The organism is Type-F symbiont of Plautia stali (assembly GCF_059731105.1).
Window position 1 is genome coordinate 58,164 of record NZ_AP035910.1, and the last position, 19,576, is coordinate 77,739.

Below are 19,576 nucleotides of genomic sequence, written 5' to 3' on the forward strand. Positions count from 1 at the left end.
GGATGTCGCGTCAGCTCCCTGGACATCTGCCGTTTTACTGCGGTGCGGGAAACAGCATGCTGATAGATGTAAAGTGAGTGGAAAATGTAGTGACGAGGATTTTTCACAAAAAATAGGGCATTCTTCATCACCTGCATCCGGCGGGCTTAACTATCAGAAATGGATTTTGATGTGATTGACTTTATGGGTTTCAACAATCGCTATAAACAGCTTAATTCGGCATTGCCCGGTGCTGAAGAGGGTATTGCACGCAGGATAGACGGGATTCAGATCCGAACCTGGGAACCCGCAGGCGAAGTTGACGATGTTCTGGTGATTTATCACGGTGGCGGCGTAAATTCAGACGCCGGATACGATATCCCGGCCCGTCAGATAAGCCAGCGTGAATCCGTGTGTGTCTGCCTTGTCGATATTCGGGGACACGGCGAGTCATCAGGTCCGGAAGGCCACATTTCCCATCCTGAACAAATCTGGCGTGATGTTGACACGGTGATTGAGTTGCTGGCAGACACCTTTCCCTCAGCCAGAATTCATCTTCTGGGTCATTCCAGCGGAGGAGGCATGCTGATTAATTACTTCACGCGCCATACGCCTTGTCAGAAAACCGACAGCCTGATTCTGCTTGCCCCCGAGTTAGGCCCCTTCGCACCAGCAAACCTATTCAGAAAAACCGCCTCACCTTTTGCCTCGATCAACAAGTGGCCATTCATCCTGAATGCGCTCAGCAGGGGGATGATCTGTGGTGCCAACTTAGCCGTTAAGCTTAACTTTCCTGAGACAGTGCTGTCAGTAAGGCCAGATTTTGTCAGGAGATATAGCGTCAATATGGCAAACGCCCTGACACCGCGTCAGCCTGCCAGACAGATTTCAGCCCTGACAATACCCGTTTCTCTTCTGTTTGCAGAACAAGATGAATTAACAGATGCCTGGGAGATGAAATCATTTATTGAAGAATGTGGTAACCCGAAACTGTTCTGCAGCATCATCAGGCAATGCAATCACTTAGAGTCTATTTTTGAAGCCAGTGACAGTATTGAACAGCATTTTGCCCGCTTCGATCGCCTTCGTGCATAAGTTTCCAGCAGCTTACTGATTCACTCCGGACACCACATCCTGCGGCCGTCCCAAAGCCAGCCCTACACAGGCAGATTGTCCAGGTGGGGTGCAACGTCGCTTTGCAGCCTGCCACTACACCTGAAAATCGCCCCGGGATAGATGTTACCGGAAAATCTTAGCGAAAAAGTCACACAGGCCGCCGTTAGGGTTGTATTCAAAAGACGTCCTGATAAAAAAACTAAAAATCAATGTATTAGCAGATTGTAAGCCATGCGGCTATGTCCATTTCGGCCGCTCAGCGCTTCGGATAACGCTGACTTTCCCCAATCCTTACGCCAGATTGCGAAAAAGCTGCTAAACCTTAAGTCAGAGATACGCGCGTAAAGATTAGGGTTATCACGCTATTCCCCGATTCAGATCCCGTCAGCAGTAAGCCAATAAAAACTATATCTTTCAGCCCGCCAACAATGGGAAGCAGACAATGTCGGAAAAAATATCGCTAACAATGCAGGTCAATGGCCAGCCGCAACAGATGCAGGTCGACCCGCGGGTCACGCTGCTCGACGCACTGCGCGAGCATCTTAATCTGACCGGCACGAAAAAAGGGTGCGACCAGGGACAGTGCGGAGCCTGCACGGTGCTGATAAATGGTGAAAGAGTGCTGAGTTGTCTGACCCTGGCGGTTCAGGCGAACAACGCGCAGGTGACCAGCATCGAAGGGCTGGCCTCCGCCGAAGGTGAACTGCACCCGGTGCAGCGCTGCTTTATGGAAAATGATGCCTTTCAGTGTGGCTACTGCACGCCGGGCCAGATTATGTCTGCCGTCGCCTGTATTAAAGAGGGCCATGCCGGGTCAGAGGATGAGATCCGTGAATATATGAGCGGCAACCTCTGCCGCTGCGGCGCCTATCCCCACATCGTGGATGCGATTAAACAGGCCGCCGCCGAAATGGCGAAGGAGTCGGCATGAATGAATTCAGCTGGAAAGTAGCGCAGTCGCCTGAAGACGCCGCTGCACTGAAACAGCAGGCTGGCAGCCAGTTGCTGGCGGGGGGCACCACGCAGCTCGATCTGATGAAGTGTGGGGTTTTCACGCCACCGCAGCTAATTGGCATCACCGGACTGACCACGCTTAAAACCCTGCAGTTTGATGAAAACCGCATCACGGCGGGTGCGCTGGTCACCATGAGCCAGCTGGCCGACCATCCTGAGTGTCAGCAGAGGGCGCCAGCCATCTATGGCAGCCTCTGGCAGGCCGCATCGCCGCAGATCCGCAACATGGCGACGCTGGGAGGCAATCTGCGTCAGCGCACCCGCTGCGCCTACTACCGCGACCCGGCGACCTTCTCTGCCTGTAATAAGCGCAACCCCGGCTCCGGCTGTGCCGCACGGGATGGCGTTAACAGCAACCACGCTATTCTGGGTGCCAGCGACAGCTGTATTGCCGTCTATCCGGGCGATCTGGCGGTTGCGCTGGTGGCGTTTGACGGCATTGTGGTGGTGCAGAATCAGCAGGGTGAGACCCGCCGCATCGCGATTGATGACTTCTTCCTGCTGCCCGGCGATTCGCCCGATCGTGAGCACGACCTGCGCGAGGATGAGATCATTGTGGCGATCGAAGTGCCGCAAACCACTTCCCTTCGTCACTCACACTACCTGAAAGTCCGGGATCGCAGCTCCTACGAATTTGCCGCCGCCAGTGCCGCCGCGGGCTTTACGCTGGAGAACGGGGTCATGCGCCAGGTGCATATTGCGCTGGGTGGCGTGGCGACCAAACCCTGGCGGGTCAGGTCGGTTGAGCAGGCGCTGGAGGGACAGCCGTTCAATGAAGAGACGGTGTTCCAGGCCGCAGAGCTGATCACGCAGGAGACGCAGGCGCTGGCTCACAACGCCTATAAAGTAAAACTGGCACCACGGGTCATTGCCCGCGCGCTGATGGCAGCAGGAGAAATCGCATGAGTGACGTGAATGACAAGGTGCGTCGGGATTTATTAAAGGCCACGGCGGCGATCTCAGCGGCGGGCAGCCTGGGGCTGCACATGCAGAGTGTCAGCGCCAGCGACAGCGCCACGGCTATGCCAGAAACGGCCAGTCCGGTTCAGGGATTAGGCGCAGCACGCTCCCGGGGTGACGGCAAAGTGAAAGTCACCGGTGAAGCGCGCTACGCGGTCGAGCATCAGCCGGAAAATCCGCTGTATGGTGTGGTCATCCAGTCCACCGTCGCCAGCGGTCGTATCAGCCGGATGTCCGTGGAAAAAGCGCAGCAGGCCACAGGCGTGCTGGCGGTCTACACCCACCTGAACCCTCTGAAGATTAACAAGCCCACCGCCATCGCAGACGGTGGCGCAGCGCAGTCAACCTATACCCCGATTCAGGACGACAAGATCATCCACAATGGTCAGAACATCGGGCTGGTGGTGGCAGAAACCTTTGAACAGGCTACCTGGGCCGCCTCGCTGGTTGAGATTGAGTATGAAACGTCCAGAGGCCTGATTTTCGCCACCGATGAGGGCGTGGAGCCGAAACCGGTGTCGAAGCAGGATATCGATATGGGTGACGCAGAGCAGGCGATGCAGCAGGCCGACGTGCGTCTGAGCGAGCGTTACACCACCCCGCGCGAATACAACATGCCGATGGAGCCGCACGCCTGCGTGGCACACTGGCAGGAGGGCAGGATCACCGTCTGGGAGCCCAGTCAGTGGGTGGCGGGCGCGCAGGTGGAGATCGCCGAGTGGATGGGCATTGAAACCGAAGCCGTGCGGATTATCTCGCCTTACGTCGGCGGCGGCTTTGGTTCAAAACCGGTGCCTTACACCCACGTTGCACTGGCGTGCGTGGCGTCACGCGCGCTGAAGCGCCCGATCAAAGTGTCGCTGACCCGCCCGCAGACCTTTACCGGCCTGGGCGGTCGTCCGGCTACCTCGCAGCAGCTGGAGCTGGGCGCGTCGCGTGACGGTAAAATTCAGGCGATTATCCAGCGCAGCTTCAGTGAAACGTCACTGATTGACGTCTTCGCCGAGAACTGCAGCAAGGTGACCGCCCGCATGTATGCGGTGGAGAACGTCTCCGCTCAGCATCAGGTGCGCCCGATCAACACCGTCACGCCTGGCTGGATGCGCGCGCCGGGTGAAAATCCCAGCGCCTTTGGCCTTGAAGTGGCTATGGATGAGATGGCCTATGCCCTGAACATCGACCCGCTGGAACTGCGGCTGCGCAACTGGGCCGATAAAGATTACCAGCTGGATCTTCCCTGGAGTTCGCGCCGTCTGAAAGAGGCGTATCAGAAAGGAGCAGAGGCGTTTGGCTGGGACAGGCGGATTATGACGCCGCGCTCAATGCGGGAAGGACGCGAACTGATTGGCTGGGGCATGGCCTCCGGCACCTATCCGGTCAACAAACTGCCGGCGGAGGCGAAAATCATCCTGACGCCGCAGGGCCGGTTTGTGGTGCAGTGTGCAGGCGCAGATATCGGTACCGGCACCTACACGATTCTGGCGCAGACCGCCGCCGACATTCTGGGCGTCGACTCCACCACCATTGAGGTTGAGCTGGGTGACACCCGCTTACCGCGCGCCGGCGTCGCGGGCGGTTCGCAGCTGGCAGGTAACGTCACCGCCGCCGTGAACGACACCGCTAAAAGAATGCGCGCGCAGCTGCTGAAGCTGGCCAGCGAGCTGCCACAGTCACCGCTCAATGGCACCCCCGCCTCTCAGCTCACGCTGAAAGGCGACGCCGTGCAGCACGCTCTGCGCAGCGGGCTGGCGGTTTCACTGGCACAGCTGGCGACGCTGGCACCGGCAGAGAGCCTTACGGTCACTGGCGGCACCTTCCCGGATGATATGTCGCAAAGCGAGCGCGACAAAATGGTGCGCAACCTGAACGACATGAGCCGTCCCGAAGCGTTTTCGGCGCACAGCTGGAGCGCGCAGTTTGTGGAAGTGCGGGTTGATGAGGATTTCGGCACCATCCGGGTAAAACGCATGGTGGCCGCGCTCGACAGTGGCCGTCTCTACAATCCGAAACTGGCACGCAGCCAGTGGATTGGCGGGATGATCATGGGGGTCGGTCAGGCGCTGATGGAAGAGGGCATTATCGATCCGCGCAATGGCCGGGTGATCAATAACAATCTGGCGGACTACCTGGTGCCGGTCAATGGCGACATCCCGAGCATTACCACGATCAACGTCGGGGAGCCCGATTTTGAGGCGACCACGATGGGCGGGAAAGCCGTCGGTGAACTGGGGATTGTCGGCGTGGCGGCGGCGATCAGTAATGCTGTGTTCCATGCGACCGGCAAACGCGTGCGCGATCTGCCGATTACGCTCGACAAGATCATCTGAGACGGTTCCTGACCTGCTCCGGCAGGCCGGACAGAGGTCAGGCGGGCGCAGGCTGAGGGCTGCGCCCGTTTTTATGCTGCAGGGAGAGAGTGTGAAGATAGCGTTAATTGTACTGGCTGCCGGACTGAGCCGCCGTTTTCGTCAGCAGGCGGGCGAGCATAAGTTACTGGCCCGCCTTGATGGCAAACCGCTGCTACAACATACGCTGGAGCAGGCCGCGGCCAGTGGACTTGACCTGTTCGTGGTGACGCGTCCCGACGCCGCTGCGCTTCAGGCGCTCTGCACCTCCGCCACGCTGGTATTGTGTGACAGCGGCGGACTGGGGGAGTCGATCGCGGCAGGCGTTAACGCCACGCGCGACTATGACGGCTGGCTGATTGCGCTGGGGGATATGCCATTTGTGTCAGCCGCGAGTTACCGCGCCGTCAGCACGGCGCTGGCAGACGCGCCTGTCGTCCGACCCTGGGTGGCGGGCAGGCCGGGGCACCCGGTGGGCTTTCAGCGTCACTGTTATCCGGTCCTGAGCAGCCTGCAGGGCGACAGCGGGCCGCAGGCGCTGGTGAACGCCGCCGCCGTCCGCCTGCCGCTGCACGATCGCGGCTGTCTGTGTGACATCGATTTTCCTGCCGATCTGCAGTTAATAAAGGAATTCTCATGATAACGCTGGATCAACGCGTCATTAATGCCGCCCTCCGCCATTCTCAGGCGGGGCGAGCGGTGTGGATCTGCACGGTGCTGCGCACCTACGGCTCCTCCCCGCGCGCACCGGGGACACTCATGACGGTCAGTGAGACCGGAGAGAGTTGCGGCTCGCTGTCGGGCGGCTGCATCGAAGAGGATTTTCTGGCGCAGCTGGCTAGCGGGGCTTACCGCGACAGCAGTCAGCGGGTGCGTTACGGCGAAGGCGGGATGCGGCCTGATGTCAGCCTGCCCTGTGGCGGCAGTCTGGAGATCGTTATTGAGTTTCTGCCGCCCGATGAGGCCACGCTGGCCCTGCTGACGGCGATGCAGCGGGCGCTGAGCGGTCAGCAGCCGCTGGTAAAAATGATACGCCCCGGTGAACGGGCGCAGTGGGAGGCCATCGCCGCCAGTCGGGTGTTGCCCGCACTGGATGCCAGCGAGCAGCAGATCGTGCTGCCGGTGGGGGCGATCCCGGAACTGCTGGTCGCGGGCTATTCCAGCGTGGCCTATGAGTGCATCCGGCTCGGCCAGATTCTGGGTTTCCATGTGCGGGTCTGTGAGCACCGTCCGGAGATGCTGACGGAGCTGGAGAGCCATTTCGGCGGCGCGGACAACGTGACGCTGGTGTCACAGCATCCGGCGCGCTGGCTGGAACTGAACGGGGCGCATGCGGCGGTGGCGATTGTGGCGCTGACCCACGATCCGCGCATCGACGATTTGACCATGATGGAGGCGATTGCCACCCCTGCCTTCTACATCGGCATTATGGGCTCAGCCAAAAACAGTGAGAAGCGGCGCGCGCGTCTGCAACAGATCGCCGGTATGGATCGTGCCGAACTGGACCGCATCCATGCGCCCATCGGTCTGCCTATCGGCAGCAAAACCCCGGCAGAGATTGCGCTGTCGGTGATGGCCGATATTGTCCGCATTAAAAACGGCGGCCAGTCAGCCGCCTGACCGCTGCGCCGTGTCCGGGGCCAGCCGGTAGAGGTAAGTGCCGGAGAAGGGGATCGGCAGAAATCGCTGGAACAGTTCACGCAACGTCTGCTCCGGGTCAACATCGCTGAACAGCTGCGGATAGAGCGTGGTGGCAAAGAACTCGGTTGCCACCACGTGCCACGGACTGAGGTAAAAGTTGTGCCAGATCGCCCCGGTGTGGCCGTCCCGCAGTGCGGTCAGCTGCTTCAGGGCGTGCTGCTGACCGGTCAGTGCCAGCAGGCTCTGCCGGGTCTGCGCGGCGGAGACGTCGGGTCCGATTTGAAGTGCCCCAGCCTCATCCACGCTGCCGGTGCCGGTGGCAAAGTAGAAGTCGGGCCGGGCGGCGATGACGCTCTCCTCGCTCAGTCGCCCGAACACCCCGTTGACCTGCTGGCTGGCGATGTTATCCCCGCCGGCAAAGCGCAGCAGGTCGCCCAGATTACCCTTTACCGAAGTCACGCAGCATTCATTTCGTCGGCCAAGATGCAGCTGCAACAGCACGCGGGGCCGGGGGCCATGATAATCAGCCAGCCGCGTTTCAATGCGCTGCATATGGGTGCGGTAAAAACGATTAAACTCACTAGCCCGCTGAGGCTGATTCAGCACCTCCCCCAGCAGCGTCATGCTGCGTTCCGTGTTGTTCAGCAGGTCAACCCGCAGGTCGATCTTCACCACCGGGATATGCGCCGCGCTGAGCATCTTCTCCAGCAGGGCGCCGTTTTCACCGTCACGCGCCAGCTGCGGCAGGACAACCACGTCGGGTCTGAGTGCAATCACCTGTTCAGGGTTCATGTCATTGACCCCATCCAGCCCCAGGGGTGTAATCTCGCGCATATGCGGAAACTGGCGGGCAAAAGCCTGCCAGGTCTGAGGATCATACTTTTTCAGGTCGAGCGGCCACCCCACGATATGCTGCAGCGGATTGCCTGGGGTCAGCAGCGCGACGCTGTAGAGCATCCGGCTTTCACCCAGCACGATGCGTTGCGGATGATCGGGCAGCGTCACCTGGCGACCGGTGATATCGGTCAGCGTCCGCGCGCCTGCGCCGGCGCTGATGCACATCAGGCCGAGCAGCAGCCCGGCACGCAGCGATTTAAAATTCCACACGGGCCTGTACCATCAGGTTACGGGTTTCACCTTCACGGACGCGCAGATTGCCGCCGCTTGAACTGTAGTAGTGCTGGTTGAACAGGTTATTCAGATTCAGACGCAGCTGGGTTTTTTCACCAAACAGGCGATTGTTCCACGCCACAAAGGTATCTGCCACCACATAGTCGGGCAGGGTAAAGCTGTTATCAGGATCGCCTGCACGGGTGCCGACATAGCGGGCACCGCCGCCGAGTCGCAGTGAGCCTGGCAGCCCGCTGACCTGCATCTCATGACTCAGATAGAGCGCACCGGACTGGCGCGGCGCATTCTGCAGCCGGTTGCCGTTGTTGTCCGGATTAACCCGGTCGCTGACAATCTCCGCCTGGTCATAGCTGTAGCTGGCGCTGAGATCCCAGCCGGGAGAAATCTCGCCGTTCAGCTCAAACTCCGCGCCGGTGGATCGCGCCTTATCAATCGCCCGCGTGCTGCCATTGATGTTCAGCGACATCGCCTTTTCATCAATGCGATAGAGAGCCACGGTCGCCAGAAGTTTCGGCGACAGCTGCCATTTACTGCCGACCTCCCAGCTGGTGCCCTGTTCCGGCTTGCCGACGTTGCCATTGTCATCCACGTCGGTGGAAGGGGTAAACGACTTGCTGACGCTGGTGTAGAACGAGAGGTCGGGCGTCAGTTTGTAGATCACCCCTGCCTGCGGCAGAAATTTATTTCCCTCATCGTTCAGGGTTTCCACCTGCGGATTTACACCGCGAGAGGCTCGCTGTTCGTAGTGCTGATAACGGCCGCCCAGCACCACAATCCAGTCGGATGAGAGCGAAATGCTGTCCTTGAGATAGAGTGAACGGCTGTGAATGCGGTTCAGGTTATTGGCCGCGGTTCTGTTTTCCGTGCTGGCATCGGTCACCGGAGAGAGCAGGTCATAGTCGGGACTGAAGTAGCTGAACTGACGGTTGACCCTGCCCTGATACTGATGCGCGCGGTAGGTCTGGTTCATCTCATAATCTGTCCCTGCCACCAGCGCGTGCGACATGCCGAAGATTTCTGTATTCCCCAGCAGATCCCAGCTGACATATTTGGTTTTATGGTTAAAACCACGATTGGCATCGGCACGGCGTGTGACCACGCCGCTGCTGGCATTCACCGCCGTCACCCGCACTTCATTGTTGTCATAGCGCCGCTGGTTCCAGCCCAGGGTCAGACGGGTTGTCCACTCGTCGTTAAACTGCCAGTCGTAGTGCGCATTCAGGGTTTTGTTATGTCCCCAGGCGTGATTGGCTTTGTCATCCAGACGATCTTTATAGCCGATATCAATCGGCCGGCCATTGATAAAGGCGGTGCCGCGATCGTAAGGGATATCATAACGGTAGTCGGCATAGCTGATCAGAAAGCTGGCCTGCTCACCAAACCATTGCAGTGAGGGGGCCACCAGCGTGTGCTCCTCACGGCCGAAGTTGCGCCAGTAATCCTGATTCTGTTTCTCGGCAATCAGCCGGAAGGCGAAACCCTTGCCCAGCGGCCCGGTGACGTCCAGCGTGCCTGCTCCGCCGCCTTCGCTGGCGTAGCGCCCGCTGACGCTGGAGTGCCAGTTGTACTGCGGCTTTTTGCTGACCACATTGATGATGCCGCCCGGATTCTGAATGCCATAGAGCAGGGAGGAGGAGCCTTTCAGCACTTCCACCCGCTCCGTGGTGGCATCGACGTTAAGGCCCTGACTGCTGCGGATCCCATCACGGTAGATCGACCCGTCGGCATTGCTGCCGAAGCCGCGTCGCACAAAGCCATCCTCGGTGCCGGCCAGGGTGTTCGCTTCGCTCACCCCGCTGACAAAACGCATCGCTTCTGCCAGCGAGCTGACCTGATAATCCTCCAGCTGCTGCTGTGTCACCACGCTGACCGACTGCGCTTCATCAAGCCGGGCAGTGGGCATTTTGCTGGCAACGCTACTCTGGCTGGCGCTGTAATTTCCCTCCGGATTCGCCTCTGCGGTGACGGTGATATCCGGTGCGCTGTCGGTTGCTGCTTCAGCCTGCGGCAGCAGGATGCTGCCGCAGATCGCCACGACCAGAGCAGAGTGCCGGGCCGGATAATGGGAGTCTGAACTGTTTTTCATTTTTCTTTTCGTTTCTGAAGCTGAGGTCAATAACGCCCGGCATGACCTTCTGTCGGTCACACAGGGCTTCCCTGGAGGTCTTCTGCAACATGCAGTGTGTTAAACAGCGAAGCGTTAAGCCGGAAGGGGGAAAGAACCTCTCACCGCCCCGACGACAATGCTTCTCATCTGTAATTGAGAATCATTCAATCATCAGCCGGTGTAGTAGTAAATATAATTTAATCGTAAAATACTACATTTCGCCTGAGGCAAATTTTCAGCGAAAGGCAAAGCGAATCTCTGTTTATATATATGTAATATCAATAAATTATTTATTTTTAGTCTTAATGATGACGCTTAATCCACAGCGTTATCAGGTGAATAATCAGACACTCTGACTCTTTCACTACATCTTTTTCGCCGATCGGGTCATGAAAATGAGAGCAGGAGTGAGAGACGAAAAATTAATTCCCCCTGAATCAGGTGAAGCATGAAATCGATCCGGACAGTAAAGAACAGAACCGATGTGCTGGCAGAGCGCCTGCGCGCCAGGGAAAAGCAGCTCTCGCCGCGTCTGCTTGCCGTAGCCCGTTACCTCGATCAACAGCGCGAAACGGTGCTGGAGAGCACGGCGATGGAGATCGCCCAGGCAAATCAGACCTCAGATGCCACCGTCATCCGCGCGATTCAGGCCCTGGGTTTCAGCGGCCTGCGCGACCTGAAAGAGACGCTGAAAGTCTGGTTCGGCCCGGCGCTGACCTCCGAAGATAAGATGGTGACGACCGTCAGTGAGGTGACCAGCGACGTGAGCAGCGCCATCGACTTTGTGCTGTCGGGCCACCGCCACGCCTGTGAGGTGCTCTCTCAGCCGCAGAACCGCGTGGCGGTCGCGGATGCGGTCACGTTGCTGAGCGAAGCGCGCGCCGTCGCGATTTTTGGCATCAACGCATCGGGCATTCTGGCGGACTACAGCGTGCGGCTGCTTAACCGCATCGGCCTGCCAGCCTTTTCACTGAACCGTTCCGGTGTGGCGCTGGCTGAACAGATGCTGGCGATGCAGCGGGGCGATGTGCTGGTGATGATGGCGCAGCAGTCGGCGCACCGGGAGGGGACAACGGTCGTGCGTGAGGCGAAACGGCTCGGCATTCCGCTTGTCCTGCTGACCAACGCCACCGACTCCTTTTTTGCCCGCGAAGCCGATGTGGTGATCAACGTGCCTCGCGGCGGTGAAAAAGGACGCATTCCGCTGCATGGCACCATCATGGTCTGTCTGGAGATGCTGATCCTGTCGGTGGCTTCTGCGATGCCGCAGCGCACGGTCAAAACCATGAAACGTCTGCAGGATTTCTATCGTGGCCTGAAGCCCGCCACTAAAAAGTAGCCGTGCTGACTCCGCTGTGGCTGGTGCGGCCGCAGACCGCTTTCACGCCAGATTTTTCCCGCTTTGCGAGCCAGATCTCGCCTTTTTCTCAGCCTCTTTCGCCGGACGACTACGCTTACTGCTAACCGTGCCATCGGGTGCGGTTCATCCTCTTTACCCCTGTGCGGAGCTGCTGATGAAACCCCTTCACGCGCAAACCCTTTTCTGCTGTGCGATCCTGAGTCTGCTGTCACCGTTGCCCGCCGCGGCATGGAGCCACCTCACCGTCTTTGGCGACAGCCTGAGCGATGGCGGGAACGTAGGGCGCTTTACCTATGATGGCGCAACCCACCCGCTCTATGACGAGATCGTCGCGCAGTCGCTGGGCGATACCTTACGTCCTTCATCGCAGGGCGGAAACAACTATGCCGAGGGCGGCGCCGTCGCGGTACCGGCGATCAATCCCCTGTTTAATACCCAGGATCAGCTGCAAAGTTATCTGGCATCCCGCGGCGGGCGGGCCGATCCCGATGGCCTCTATATCCACTGGATCGGCGGCAATGACTTAGCCGCGGCGGCGCTCTCCCCCCTGACTGCCCGGCAGCTGGTCGATAACAGCGCCGGTGCGGCGGCCTCACAGGTTAGCCGGTTGCTGGATGCCGGTGCCGGAACGGTGATTGTGCCGACGGTGCCCAACGTGGGGGCCACCCCCGCGTTGTTGCAGGCGATTCTGCAGACGCTCGGACCCGCCGCGCAACCGGCCACGGCGGCGCTGTTTCAGTCGCTGAGCACCCGCACCACGCCAGACCGGGCCGCGCGCGAGCAGGCGATTGAAACGGCCCTGGGTGAGGCGGCGGGGCAGCTTTCTGCGATTCCGCCGATCCGTGAGGCGCTCGCGCAGCAGCTGATTGCTGCCTGGCGGTTGCTGAGTGAGGCCGCCTCGGCGCTGACCGACCGTTACAATCAGGCCGAAGAGGAGGGGCTGCTGGCGGCCCGCAGCAACATCGCACGGGTAGATATCAATGGCCTGTTTAATGAGGTGATCGATAATCCGGTCCGCTATGGACTCACCAACACCGCCGGCATGGCCTGCCCGCCCGGCGTGTCGTCGATGGACTGCACCGCTTCCACGCCAGGCTTTTCATCCTCGCAGCAGTATCTGTTTGCCGACCGGCTGCATCCCAGCCCGGCCGTCCATGCGCTGATCGCCGATTACATTCAGTCAGTGCTGAACGCACCGCTGCAGGTGGCGGCGCTGAGCCGTGTCCCCTCAATGCTGGTAGGCGATGCGCAGAATACGCTGGATGGGCATCTGCAGCAGCAGCGTCAGCAGCCCGCCGAGGCGGGCACGTTAACCGTTTTTGGCGGTTACGCCGGGCAGCAGCGGGATTTTCGTGGCGACAGTCTGCTGGATGGGGATGCCACCAGCGCCACCGGCACAGTGGGTGTAGGCTATCAGCTGACCGATGCGTGGCAGGCCGGCGCGATGCTCTCCACCACCTCGCAGCGCCAGCAGCCCTCGTCGCGCTTCGATTACCGCTTGCGCGGTAATCTGGTGGCGATCTGGAGCCAGCTGAACTACCTCGACCACGGCTGGATAAACGCGGACGCCCACTATGCCGATCTGAATTTCGACGATATTAAACGCCAGGTGAAACTGGGGCCTGCGACCCGTACCGAACAGGGTAACAGTGGCGGGAAAGTGCTGGGGATGCGGGTGCAGACCGGCTGGGATCTTCCCGTTGGCCGTTACGTCACGACCGGACCGGTGGCGAGCTATGCGCTCGACTACACGCGGGTCGGCGGTTATCAGGAAGAGGGCAACAGCAGCACCTCTATGCGCTTTGGCGACCAGACGCTGCACGCACAGGTCGGCTCCCTGGGCTGGCGTATCGACAGCAAAGATTTGCCGGTCAATCCCTGGGCGCAGATCAGTTACAACCATCAGTTTGGTGACAGTGATTCTGCGGTAACGGCCGGACTGAAATCGACCCGCACCGCCTTTACCCGCAGCAGTGATGGCACAGATGACAACTGGCTCAACATGGCCGTGGGAGCCAGCGTGCCGCTGGGTGCCGCAGTGAATGCCTTTGCGGGCGTTTCGGCCGTAGCGGGTAACAGTGAGACGCATCAGGTGACGTGGAACGTGGGAGTGAATGCCCGTTTTTAACCGGGCAGATCAATGGCGCTGACGTCCTGAACCTGCCGCCCGCCAGCGCGGAGCGGCAGGTAACCTGCAGCACAGCCAGCAAAAAAAGGCGGCAGCTATGCGCGAACCAGCGCTTCCTGCGCCTCCAGCTCACGCACCCGGGGTATGACCTCACGTCCGAAGAATTCCACTTCTTCATGAAAGTGCAGAAACGCCAGCAGCAGCAGATCCACACCGGCCCGCTTCAGCGCGATAATCCGTTCGGCAATCTGCTGCGGTGTACCGATCAGGTTGGTTTTAAAGCCATCGTTATACTGCACCAGATCCTCAAACGACGATTTCGCCCAGTTTCCCTCGCCCTCCGGTGATGCGCTGCCCGCATTTCTGACCTCATGCTGAAAGCCTTTGACCGCATCCGGGTTAGCTTTGCGGATGATCTCCTGCAGCACCGCCTGCGCCTCCTGCTCACTGTCACGGGCAATCACAAAACCATTCAGGCCGATCCGCACCTTGTGCTGGTTGACGCTGGCTTTCGCCCTGATGTCGGCCACCTGCTGACGCACCCCCTCCGGGGTATTGCCGTTGGTGAAGTACCAGTCTGACACCCGGGCGGCCATATCCCGCGCCGCCCGTGAACTGCCGCCCTGAAAAATTTCCGGCAGCGGTGACAGCGGTTTCGGTTTCATGGCGTAGTCGCGAAAGCGATAAAAATCCCCGGCAAAGGTAAAGCTCTCTTCGCGCCAGATGCCGCGCAGGCAGCGGATAAACTCTTCCGAGCGCAGGTAGCGCTCTTCATGATCGAGCCAGGGCTCGCCTATCGCCTTAAATTCACCCCGGAACCAGCCGCTGACAATATTCACGGCGATGCGCGGTCCATAGAGATGACTGATGGTGGCGATCTGCTTCGCCGCGAGCACCGGATTCCACGGGCCGGGCAGCAGAGCCGCAATCACTTTTAATCGCGACGTCTGGCTGAGCAGATCCTGAGAAAAGGTGACCGACTCATGCTGATTGTCCGCGCCATAACCGGCGGTAAAACGGATCTGCGTCAGCGCGTAGTCAAAGCTCGCCTCTTCGGCGATCTGCGCCAGTTTCCGGTTGTATCCGGCATCCCAGCGGGTACGCTGCTCTATCTGACTGATCACCAGTCCGCCTGAGACATTCGGCACCCAGTAGGCGAACTGCAGGGGTTGAGTTTCTGACATCGTTGCTCTCCTGATATAGCTGAATCACTGGTAACGTAAGTTTGTCCAAACTTTCAGATATAAAAGAAAAGGCTAAGCAGTAACCATGCCAGTCAGTAAGCTGCTGTTTTAACAACAGTGAAGCCGGATTGACGCCGCCGGTACTGTTGCAGATGCAGCAGGATGAAAACAGCCGGTTTGCCAATGCAACAGCATTGTTTTGCAGGTAGCCGAGTGCGCCACAACGTGGTGTGATAGCGAACCGGGTATTCAGCAAAAGGAGGGCAGTATGATAGTCAGAGAAGCCTCGCCTGAAGAGGCGCATCGTTTATGGGAGATCAGAAATCGGGCGATCCGCCACGGCTGCCAGCATGTCTATCCGCCAGAGGTGCTGACCGCCTGGACGCCAGATCGGATGCCCGCCAGCTTTCCGGCGATGATCCGCGAGAACCCCTTTTTTGTGATTGATGGCCCGGACGGCGAGCCGGTTGCGACCGGATTGCTGGATCTCAGCGCGGCCAGCGTGGAGGCGATTTTTACGCTGCCTGAATTTACCGGACAGGGCCTGGCGGGCCGGATTATCGACAGAATCAAAGCGGAGGCGCTGCAGCGTGGCTATCACCGTCTGACGCTGGCTTCGACGCCCAACGCCGCCGGCTTTTATCAGCAGCATGGCTTCCGGGTTCTGGGCGAAAGTCTCTATCCTTCGAAGCTGGCGGGCTGTGCGTTACGCTGTGTGGAGATGGCGATTACGCTCTGACGCTCTGCTGCGCGGGGCGTGCCACAAGTTTCCCGCGCAAAGACTTCGCAAGCTCACGCCGGTAAGGTATAGTCCGCGTTTTTTGGAGGAACCATGCTGACTGACTCATCAACTCGTCTCAATAAATACATCAGCGAGAGCGGTATCTGCTCCCGCCGCGACGCCGATCGATACATCGAGCAGGGCAACGTTTTTATTAACGGCAAACGCGCCACTGTGGGCGCGCAGGTATTTGCAGGCGATGTGGTGAAGGTGAATGGTCAGCTGATCGAGCCGCGTGATGAAGAGGATCTGGTGCTGATCGCGCTGAACAAACCGGTGGGAATTATCACCACGATGGAAGAGGGCGAGCGCGATAACATCAGCGACTTCGTTAATCACAGTAAGCGCGTCTTCCCGATTGGGCGTCTCGATAAAGATTCACAGGGCCTGATTTTCCTGACCAACCACGGCGATCTGGTCAACAAAATCCTGCGCGCCGGTAACAACCACGAGAAAGAGTATGTGGTGACCGTCGACAAACCGATCACCGATGAGTTTATTGCCGGTATGGGCGCGGGCGTGCCCATGCTCGGCACCGTCACCAAAAAGTGCAAAGTGAAAAAGGAAGCGCCGTTTGTATTCCGTATCACGCTGGTGCAGGGGCTGAATCGCCAGATCCGCCGTATGTGTAAGCACTTTGGCTATGAAGTGACGAAGCTTGAGCGTACCCGCATCATGAACGTCAATCTCAAAGGTATACCGCTGGGCGAGTGGCGCGATCTGACTGACGACGAACTCATTGAGCTGTTTAAACTGCTGGAAAATTCTTCGTCTGAAGAAAAACCGGCAAAGAAAGCCAAAACGCCTGCTAAACCTGCGGCGGGAAAAAAACCGCAGAAAGGCCCGGCGAAACCGGCTGAAAAAGCGGATGCCGGTGGTGCCTCACGCAAGCGCTTTACCCAGCCGGGCCGCAAGAAGAAAGGGCGCTGAGGCCTTGCCCTCGCAGAGCGCCACCCCTGCGCGCTCTGCCTCACGTCTCTGATCCGGGCTTCACGGAATGAGGCGGGCCGCTCTGAAGCGACTGAACAGATCGCAAAACATCTGATCCGTGGCGCGATAGTGGTGAAACCCCGCCCGCCGCAGCTTGCTGCCATCACCAAACATGTCGTAATCCCAGCCAAAGACAAAATCCGCAAATGTTCCATCACTCAGGGCCAGAATGTCGGGCTGCACCAGGGCGTTCTCTTGCGCAATCTTCCGCCAGAGCCCACGGTAATCCTGAAAAAGCTGCCGGAAGGAGAGAGCAACTGGCGGCGCGATCGCCAGTTCAAACCAGGCGGCGATGACCGGCCACAGTTCACTCCAGCGCCAGAGATCGCCATTGTTGATATTAAAGGCCTGGTTGGCCGCCGCAGGCGTACGTGCGGCCCAGAGCGTCGCATCGGCAAGCAGTGAGGCGTCGGTAAAATCGACCATGCTGTGCCAGGTTGCCAGCGAACCGGGAAAGCGTAACGGCAGCCGCGCCGCCCGGCATAGCGAAGCATACAGCGCCAGACTCAGGGCCAGATTCATGCTGTTGCCCGGCCTGTCGCTGCCCACCACGCCGGGTCGCAGAGCGCTCCAGTGCCAGTCTTTACCCTGCTGCTGTGCGCTCAGCCAGGTCAGCTGTGCGGCGTTAAATTCGGCACCTGGCACACCGGGATCGCTCTCCCGCGCCGGGGTTTTGAACCGGCCGAGATGCGCGCCGTAGACTTTGTATCCCTGCATCAGGCTGACATGCTCAAGCGGCGCGATAGCCTCAATGATTCGCACCAGATTCTGCAGCATCGCCAGATTAGGCTCCACCATCGCCTGCCAGTCAGCGGCGCTGAGCCAGGCACTGTAGAAGAGATGCGTGACGTCAGTCAGCGAAGCGAGCTGCTGCGCACTCTGCTCCGGATCCCGCAAATCGACCCGGAAGGTTTCAATCCCGCTCCCGGCAGCGGCAGCGCGGTGGGTCAGCGCCCTGACCTGCCAGTGATTGTCAGCCAGCGCCTGGCAGAGTTGCTGCCCGACAATCCCGCTGGCGCCTGCCACTAATGCCACCCTGTTTTTCTGCGTCATGCTTACCTCCACTCTCTTGTTGAGTAACGGAACGCATTCTCACCTGCCAAAGATTCTGATTAAATCCCACCAGCCGGATATCACTTATCAGGAAAATCATTAAATGCAGAACAAACTGAACGCCATTCAGACCTTCATCCGGGTGGCGGAAGCGGGCTCCTTCTCGGCGGCGGCACGACAGAACGGCATGAAACAATCGGCCGTGAGTCAGCAGATTGCAGCGCTTGAGGAGGCGCTGGGCGTCGTGCTGCTGCACCGCACCACCCGCAGCATGGCGCTGACGGAGCAGGGGGAGCGCTATCTGCAGCAGGTCAGACACCTGCTCAATGCGATGGAGGAGCTGGAGCAGCAACTGCTGCCCGACTCGCAACCGCTGAGCGGGAGGGTGCACATCCAGTTACCGAGCGGCATCGGGCAGCGGTTGATGCCGTCTCTGATTGCGTTCCAGCAGGCGCATCCGGCCCTGCAGTTAACCCTTGCGCTGGAAGATCGTCTGTCAGACCTGATTGCGGAGGGCGTTGACCTGGCAATTCGCCTGAGTGAGTCGCCGCCCCCCACGCTGGCGGCCCGGGTACTGACCACCGTTGAAACCGTGCTGGTGGCGTCCCCTGACTGGATCGCCCGTCACGGTACACTCCAGACGCCGGCTGAGCTGGCGCATCATCCCCATGTCCGTTTCAGCGGCGTTTCCCCGGACGCCCCGCTGCAGTTGCTCTCAGCGACAGAGAGGATTTCCGTTCCGGTGAAAAGCGTGTTTCGCGCCAACAACAGCGATGCCCTGCGGCAGGCTCTGGAGGCCGGGCTGGGGATTGGCGGATTGCAGACCCTGATTGGCGCGGAGGCGCTGGCATCCGGCAGGCTGGTACGGCTGTTACCGGACTGGCGGCTTCCCGACCGCTATTTCTACGCCATTTTCCCTGATGCCCGTTTTATTCCTCACCGGGTACGCGCGCTGGTGGCGCGGTTAAGTGAAGTGCTGGAGGCGGGAGACCAGACAGGAAGGACGGCATGATTGAATTTTAGCCGATGCAGGGATAAACTATCCCCTGATTGGGGATAGGGAATGACATGGACGCACTCTTCATCGAACTTTCCAGCTTTCAGAAATACCGGCCTGATTATCTGAGTGATGACCAGTTCAGGGCGTTTCAGAACATGTTGCTGGCAGACCCTGAAAAGGGTGATCTGATACCTGATACCGGCGGGCTGCGTAAAGTGCGCTTCAGGGACGAGCGTCGGCATAAGGGCGCAAGAGGCGGAATCAGAGTGATCTACTACTGGACGAATGAGCAGGACCAATTCATTCTGTTTACCATTTACGACAAAGATCAACGCGATGACCTCACTAAGGCGCAGCGAGATGCGCTGGCGACGGCACTGCAGGTGATCAAAAAAGGGCTAAGGCATGTCTGAACGCGATATTTTCAGTGAACTCATGACGGGGATGCAGGAACTCCAGGATCACCAGGAGGGAAAGATCACGCTGAAGCATCACAAGGTGACAAAACGCGCGCCTGTTACCCTTACGCCGCAGGAGTTGCGCGACGTCCGTGAAAAACTCAATCTCTCTCAGGCTGTATTTGCTCATTACCTTCACACAGGTGAAACCACTTATCAGAACTGGGAGCAGGGCAGAGCCAGACCTAATGCACAGGCAGTTTTATTAATTCGTATGGTCCAGCAGAATCCTGAAACACTCAAAACCCTCGCGCAGTTGTGATCTCACAAGGCGGACATCGCGCGTCATCAGGAGGCGCCTCTCAGCTGCCTGCTCTGTGTGGTGAAAG

Annotated in this window: 17 protein-coding genes; 13 read left to right on the forward strand and 4 right to left on the reverse strand. The window is 59.1% G+C overall.

Annotated features, from left to right (window positions below):
- The first annotated feature begins 159 nt into the window (after window positions 1–159).
- The 6 genes from AC6I7A_RS19740 to AC6I7A_RS19765 all read left to right on the forward strand — a co-directional run bounded on the left by AC6I7A_RS19740 (window position 160) and on the right by AC6I7A_RS19765 (window position 7,034).
- Entirely contained in the window at window positions 160–1,074 is a 915-nt protein-coding gene (locus AC6I7A_RS19740; RefSeq protein ID WP_230200835.1) for an alpha/beta hydrolase, read from the forward strand.
- A gap of 487 nt (window positions 1,075–1,561) precedes the next feature.
- Complete coding sequence (locus AC6I7A_RS19745; RefSeq protein ID WP_009092803.1) at window positions 1,562–2,026, forward strand: (2Fe-2S)-binding protein; 465 nt, start codon at window positions 1,562–1,564, stop codon at window positions 2,024–2,026.
- A complete protein-coding gene (locus tag AC6I7A_RS19750; protein ID WP_058957064.1) occupies window positions 2,023–3,015 on the forward strand; it encodes an FAD binding domain-containing protein in 993 nt (330 codons plus the stop codon). The genes AC6I7A_RS19745 and AC6I7A_RS19750 overlap by 4 nt, the downstream gene beginning before the upstream one ends.
- On the forward strand, window positions 3,012–5,396 hold the full coding sequence (locus AC6I7A_RS19755; protein ID WP_082668177.1) for a xanthine dehydrogenase family protein molybdopterin-binding subunit: 2,385 nt from the start codon (window positions 3,012–3,014) through the stop codon (window positions 5,394–5,396). Before AC6I7A_RS19750 ends, AC6I7A_RS19755 begins: the two co-directional genes overlap by 4 nt.
- Before the next feature lie 91 nt (window positions 5,397–5,487).
- Window positions 5,488–6,054 carry a nucleotidyltransferase family protein gene (locus AC6I7A_RS19760; protein ID WP_058957151.1) on the forward strand — a complete coding sequence of 189 codons (567 nt, stop codon included), beginning with the start codon at window positions 5,488–5,490 and terminating at the stop codon, window positions 6,052–6,054.
- Window positions 6,051–7,034 carry an XdhC family protein gene (locus AC6I7A_RS19765; protein WP_058957065.1) on the forward strand — a complete coding sequence of 328 codons (984 nt, stop codon included), beginning with the start codon at window positions 6,051–6,053 and terminating at the stop codon, window positions 7,032–7,034. Before AC6I7A_RS19760 ends, AC6I7A_RS19765 begins: the two co-directional genes overlap by 4 nt.
- Here the strand turns inward: AC6I7A_RS19765 and AC6I7A_RS19770 are convergent.
- Both AC6I7A_RS19770 and AC6I7A_RS19775 read right to left on the reverse strand, forming a co-directional pair.
- The gene (locus AC6I7A_RS19770; protein ID WP_058957152.1) at window positions 7,023–8,117 is read right to left on the reverse strand and encodes an ABC transporter substrate-binding protein; all 1,095 of its coding nucleotides are present in this window, start codon (window positions 8,115–8,117) and stop codon (window positions 7,023–7,025) included. The two genes, AC6I7A_RS19765 and AC6I7A_RS19770, sit on opposite strands and share 12 nt — an antisense overlap.
- A 31-nt stretch (window positions 8,118–8,148) precedes the next feature.
- Window positions 8,149–10,272: a TonB-dependent siderophore receptor gene (locus AC6I7A_RS19775; RefSeq protein ID WP_058957066.1), complete on the reverse strand. Its 2,124-nt coding sequence runs from the start codon at window positions 10,270–10,272 to the stop codon at window positions 8,149–8,151.
- Window positions 10,273–10,741: 469 nt separating this feature from the next.
- Here AC6I7A_RS19775 and AC6I7A_RS19780 point away from each other — a divergent pair, with 469 nt between their 5' ends.
- On the forward strand, window positions 10,742–11,632 hold the full coding sequence (locus tag AC6I7A_RS19780) for an SIS domain-containing protein (RefSeq protein ID WP_058957067.1): 891 nt from the start codon (window positions 10,742–10,744) through the stop codon (window positions 11,630–11,632).
- 175 nt (window positions 11,633–11,807) lie between these two features.
- Window positions 11,808–13,781, forward strand: coding sequence for an autotransporter outer membrane beta-barrel domain-containing protein (locus AC6I7A_RS19785; protein WP_058957068.1), 1,974 nt, complete (start codon window positions 11,808–11,810; stop codon window positions 13,779–13,781).
- Window positions 13,782–13,876: 95 nt separating this feature from the next.
- Here AC6I7A_RS19785 and sfnG read toward each other — a convergent pair whose 3' ends face one another.
- A complete protein-coding gene (gene sfnG / locus AC6I7A_RS19790) occupies window positions 13,877–14,965 on the reverse strand; it encodes a dimethylsulfone monooxygenase SfnG (RefSeq protein WP_058957069.1) in 1,089 nt (362 codons plus the stop codon).
- Between the two features lie 268 nt (window positions 14,966–15,233).
- On the opposite strand from sfnG, the gene AC6I7A_RS19795 reads away from it, so the two are divergent.
- Window positions 15,234–15,704 carry a GNAT family N-acetyltransferase gene (locus AC6I7A_RS19795; RefSeq protein WP_046102782.1) on the forward strand — a complete coding sequence of 157 codons (471 nt, stop codon included), beginning with the start codon at window positions 15,234–15,236 and terminating at the stop codon, window positions 15,702–15,704.
- Window positions 15,705–15,797: 93 nt separating this feature from the next.
- A complete protein-coding gene (rluF, locus tag AC6I7A_RS19800) occupies window positions 15,798–16,676 on the forward strand; it encodes a 23S rRNA pseudouridine(2604) synthase RluF (RefSeq protein ID WP_058957070.1) in 879 nt (292 codons plus the stop codon).
- A 60-nt stretch (window positions 16,677–16,736) separates the two neighbouring features.
- Here rluF and AC6I7A_RS19805 read toward each other — a convergent pair whose 3' ends face one another.
- Window positions 16,737–17,789, reverse strand: coding sequence for an SDR family oxidoreductase (locus AC6I7A_RS19805; RefSeq protein ID WP_058957071.1), 1,053 nt, complete (start codon window positions 17,787–17,789; stop codon window positions 16,737–16,739).
- Between the two features lie 103 nt (window positions 17,790–17,892).
- Between AC6I7A_RS19805 and AC6I7A_RS19810 the strand changes: the two genes are divergently transcribed.
- Genes AC6I7A_RS19810 through AC6I7A_RS19820 form a run of 3 tightly spaced genes read left to right on the forward strand, consistent with a single transcriptional unit; the run spans window position 17,893 to window position 19,509 of the window.
- On the forward strand, window positions 17,893–18,801 hold the full coding sequence (locus tag AC6I7A_RS19810) for a LysR family transcriptional regulator (protein ID WP_058957072.1): 909 nt from the start codon (window positions 17,893–17,895) through the stop codon (window positions 18,799–18,801).
- Window positions 18,802–18,857: 56 nt separating this feature from the next.
- Window positions 18,858–19,202: a hypothetical protein gene (locus AC6I7A_RS19815; RefSeq protein ID WP_046102779.1), complete on the forward strand. Its 345-nt coding sequence runs from the start codon at window positions 18,858–18,860 to the stop codon at window positions 19,200–19,202.
- Window positions 19,195–19,509 carry a helix-turn-helix domain-containing protein gene (locus AC6I7A_RS19820; RefSeq protein ID WP_046102778.1) on the forward strand — a complete coding sequence of 105 codons (315 nt, stop codon included), beginning with the start codon at window positions 19,195–19,197 and terminating at the stop codon, window positions 19,507–19,509. Before AC6I7A_RS19815 ends, AC6I7A_RS19820 begins: the two co-directional genes overlap by 8 nt.
- Window positions 19,510–19,576 lie beyond the last annotated feature (67 nt).

Coding starts and splice junctions, on each gene's coding strand:
- AC6I7A_RS19740 (WP_230200835.1), top strand. CDS start 160: ATGGATTTTGATGTGATTGACTTTATGGGTTTCAACAATCGCTATAAA.
- AC6I7A_RS19745 (WP_009092803.1), top strand. CDS start 1,562: ATGCAGGTCAATGGCCAGCCGCAACAGATGCAGGTCGACCCGCGGGTC.
- AC6I7A_RS19750 (WP_058957064.1), top strand. CDS start 2,023: ATGAATGAATTCAGCTGGAAAGTAGCGCAGTCGCCTGAAGACGCCGCT.
- AC6I7A_RS19755 (WP_082668177.1), top strand. CDS start 3,012: ATGAGTGACGTGAATGACAAGGTGCGTCGGGATTTATTAAAGGCCACG.
- AC6I7A_RS19765 (WP_058957065.1), top strand. CDS start 6,051: ATGATAACGCTGGATCAACGCGTCATTAATGCCGCCCTCCGCCATTCT.
- AC6I7A_RS19770 (WP_058957152.1), bottom strand. CDS start 8,117: ATGTGCATCAGCGCCGGCGCAGGCGCGCGGACGCTGACCGATATCACC.
- AC6I7A_RS19775 (WP_058957066.1), bottom strand. CDS start 10,272: ATGAAAAACAGTTCAGACTCCCATTATCCGGCCCGGCACTCTGCTCTG.
- AC6I7A_RS19780 (WP_058957067.1), top strand. CDS start 10,742: ATGAAATCGATCCGGACAGTAAAGAACAGAACCGATGTGCTGGCAGAG.
- AC6I7A_RS19785 (WP_058957068.1), top strand. CDS start 11,808: ATGAAACCCCTTCACGCGCAAACCCTTTTCTGCTGTGCGATCCTGAGT.
- sfnG (WP_058957069.1), bottom strand. CDS start 14,965: ATGTCAGAAACTCAACCCCTGCAGTTCGCCTACTGGGTGCCGAATGTC.
- AC6I7A_RS19795 (WP_046102782.1), top strand. CDS start 15,234: ATGATAGTCAGAGAAGCCTCGCCTGAAGAGGCGCATCGTTTATGGGAG.
- rluF (WP_058957070.1), top strand. CDS start 15,798: ATGCTGACTGACTCATCAACTCGTCTCAATAAATACATCAGCGAGAGC.
- AC6I7A_RS19805 (WP_058957071.1), bottom strand. CDS start 17,789: ATGACGCAGAAAAACAGGGTGGCATTAGTGGCAGGCGCCAGCGGGATT.
- AC6I7A_RS19810 (WP_058957072.1), top strand. CDS start 17,893: ATGCAGAACAAACTGAACGCCATTCAGACCTTCATCCGGGTGGCGGAA.
- AC6I7A_RS19815 (WP_046102779.1), top strand. CDS start 18,858: ATGGACGCACTCTTCATCGAACTTTCCAGCTTTCAGAAATACCGGCCT.
- AC6I7A_RS19820 (WP_046102778.1), top strand. CDS start 19,195: ATGTCTGAACGCGATATTTTCAGTGAACTCATGACGGGGATGCAGGAA.